The sequence below is a fragment of the Allocoleopsis sp. genome (assembly GCF_036703385.1).
In the GTDB taxonomy this organism is placed as follows: domain Bacteria; phylum Cyanobacteriota; class Cyanobacteriia; order Cyanobacteriales; family Coleofasciculaceae; genus Allocoleopsis.
This window is the reverse complement of the sequence record NZ_DATNPA010000310.1, coordinates 1-2409: the sequence shown is the minus strand read 5'-3', so window position 1 is coordinate 2409 and position 2409 is coordinate 1. Positions and strand designations below refer to the sequence as shown.

Sequence of the window (2409 nt, the reverse complement as noted above, 5' to 3'; positions counted from 1 at the left end):
GCACTTAAAGATACAAAGGACTTACACTATGACCTTTAACACCATTCTCCCCGGAGCTTGGGAGCTAATTCAGGATGTGCAGTACGAGCTTTTTTCTCTCCAGGTTCCAACTGCATGGCAGCAAGTTGCCAAATCTCTTGCTCAAAAGCGTGTCAAGCTTCTTGGTAAAGGCTATCCATCTGTTCCTGTCTACTCTCTAGACCGCATAATAGCCGCCAGCTTCCCAAAAATTATCCAGACAGCGCGTAATGGCTGGCAGCGTCCTGGCGTTCCTTGGGTATTTGCAACAGAAATGGCTGACCTTTCTGACTTGTCAGAATTCACTAAAGATTGGCTTCGAGAAGAGTTTAGCGAGTGTTTGGGAGAAGAGGAAGTCGAGTCGAGTCTCGAAAAGTTAGACCATGACGCTTGGCGTTGGGAAGACTCTAAAACTTATTCTTTGCTGCGTCAGCCTGAAAATAAATATGAAACTGATGTCCGTTTTCAAGCAATTCCGGATTACTTGGCTGGGGAATTTCTCAAAAACCCAACAGTCTGCTTTGACGGGAATGTTCAATACCAACTAACCTTCTATCGAGTTGTGACACTTGACCAAGGAGCCGAACTGATGTCATGGCCTCCTTATCCAGTTCCGCTGATTAAGGTCATTACTAAGGACAAAATCAAGGAAAAAGTAAAGGTAGGTGAGGCACACGTCTCATTTGTCATTCGTTTCAAGCTACAAACAGTCCCTTGGCGCAGTCAACCTATTATTTACCATCAACTTTCAATCCGACGCTGGATTAAAGAGCCTATCGAGCGTTTCCCGTACCAAGGAGCCACTGTCTTTATTGGCGATAATCATCGGTGGTTGGATGGAGTTCAGCAACCCTTCTGCTTTATTCCTCTACAGATTAAACAAAGGATTACGCAAGAAGGGAGGGAACCGAGATGGTCAAAAGCCATTAGCGAACTACTCAAGCTTAACGACTCTCCACTTCCTGAGCCAAATACCCTAGCCTCGGAACCCGCATATAACTGGTCTACGTTTGGTGAAGAACCAGTAGGGATACAAGGAGCGAACTGCGCTAGCCTGCGGCAACGCCAAGGGCGAACGCAGCAGCGCTTCGCTATCGCCTACGACACTCGACATCGCAGTAATACACTTTGCATTCCTGGTGTCAGTCCACTAGATTTTACCAGCCTCGATCGGGCGATTCAAAATAAGATTGCTCAAGAAAATTTCCCCGTTCGGCGAGTGGGTGAAGCCGTAAAGGTATCAAGCAAGTATGCACCTTTCTGGGAGCGCGGTAAATCCAAGAAAAGAGATGATAACTCACCTAAAAAACGTGACGATTTATCTACTGTGATGCTGCGACCTAAAATCGCTGCACCAGCCACGTTTCGTATTCCTGAGAATTCCCCGCATACAATACTTATCCTTTGGGAAACCCAAGAATGTAGAGATGCCCTAATTGCTGAAATCTGTGAATTACTTTACTTATCACCTAGAGGGGAAGCTCAAATTTATGAGACCCTTACTGGAGTCCAAGGAGAAGAGATTCTTTTTGAAGGTTCATTAGGTTCTTTGCGAATCAAAACTCAGCACGTTCAGGATTTGACGCAAAGACTCGATCTAGAGCATCCTTCAGTCAAAGGGAAAAACCGACAACAAAAGCGCGTAAATCTACTTGATGAGCGCATTCAGCAGATTGCTTCATACTTACCTAAACCTGAAGGACTATGCGGTGCCTTAATCGAAATTAAGCCTAAGAAATCCTTCTTCCCACCCGAGTCTGACCCCAAACTGGCATTGCGAATTGGAGTTATGCAGGCAGGCTATATCAATCAGCACATCCACGCATTAACAGCTCGAAAAAAAAGTGGTGAAGAATCTGTCACTAAAGACGCTCCTAATCGAGTTCAAAGAGCTGTCTCGGACTTGCTACGCCAATTCGGGATTTTACCGGCTTCCTTAATTGACCTCGAAAAAGATGGCATCGAGCCGAATGTTTGGCTGACGTGCTTCCATGTCCTGCGCCGAACCCGCAAAACAACGGCTAGCAATACACCTTCCACTGTTGCGTTGATGGTAAGAGTCAACCCAGTATCAGGAATTGTACAATTCACCACTCCTTCTTTATTCCCTACATGGGTATCGTATCCAGTTGGACTTGGATACCTCATCAATGAAAAATGGAACTCTGATTCCTATGCTGATGAAACAACGGGTGATAGTGGCGAAGAACAGTCGTCTAGCGACAAAAAACGCGAACAACAGTTTTTCAATGACTTTGTTACCAGATGTTTGCGCGATTGCTTAATAACATCAATAGAAAAGGATAAACTTCCACGAGTGTTATTTATGGCGGAAGCGCAAAATGCCCGAAAGATGCTGACGTGGCTGCAAAACCCAAAACTACCAGCTAA

1 protein-coding gene is annotated in these 2409 nt (G+C 45.3%); it reads left to right on the top strand.

Features of this window, described 5'->3' with window-relative positions:
- Nucleotides 1–28 precede the first annotated feature (28 nt).
- On the top strand, nt 29–2409 hold a 2381-nt coding region (locus V6C93_RS15540; protein WP_333477574.1), incomplete at its 3' end, for a pPIWI_RE module domain-containing protein.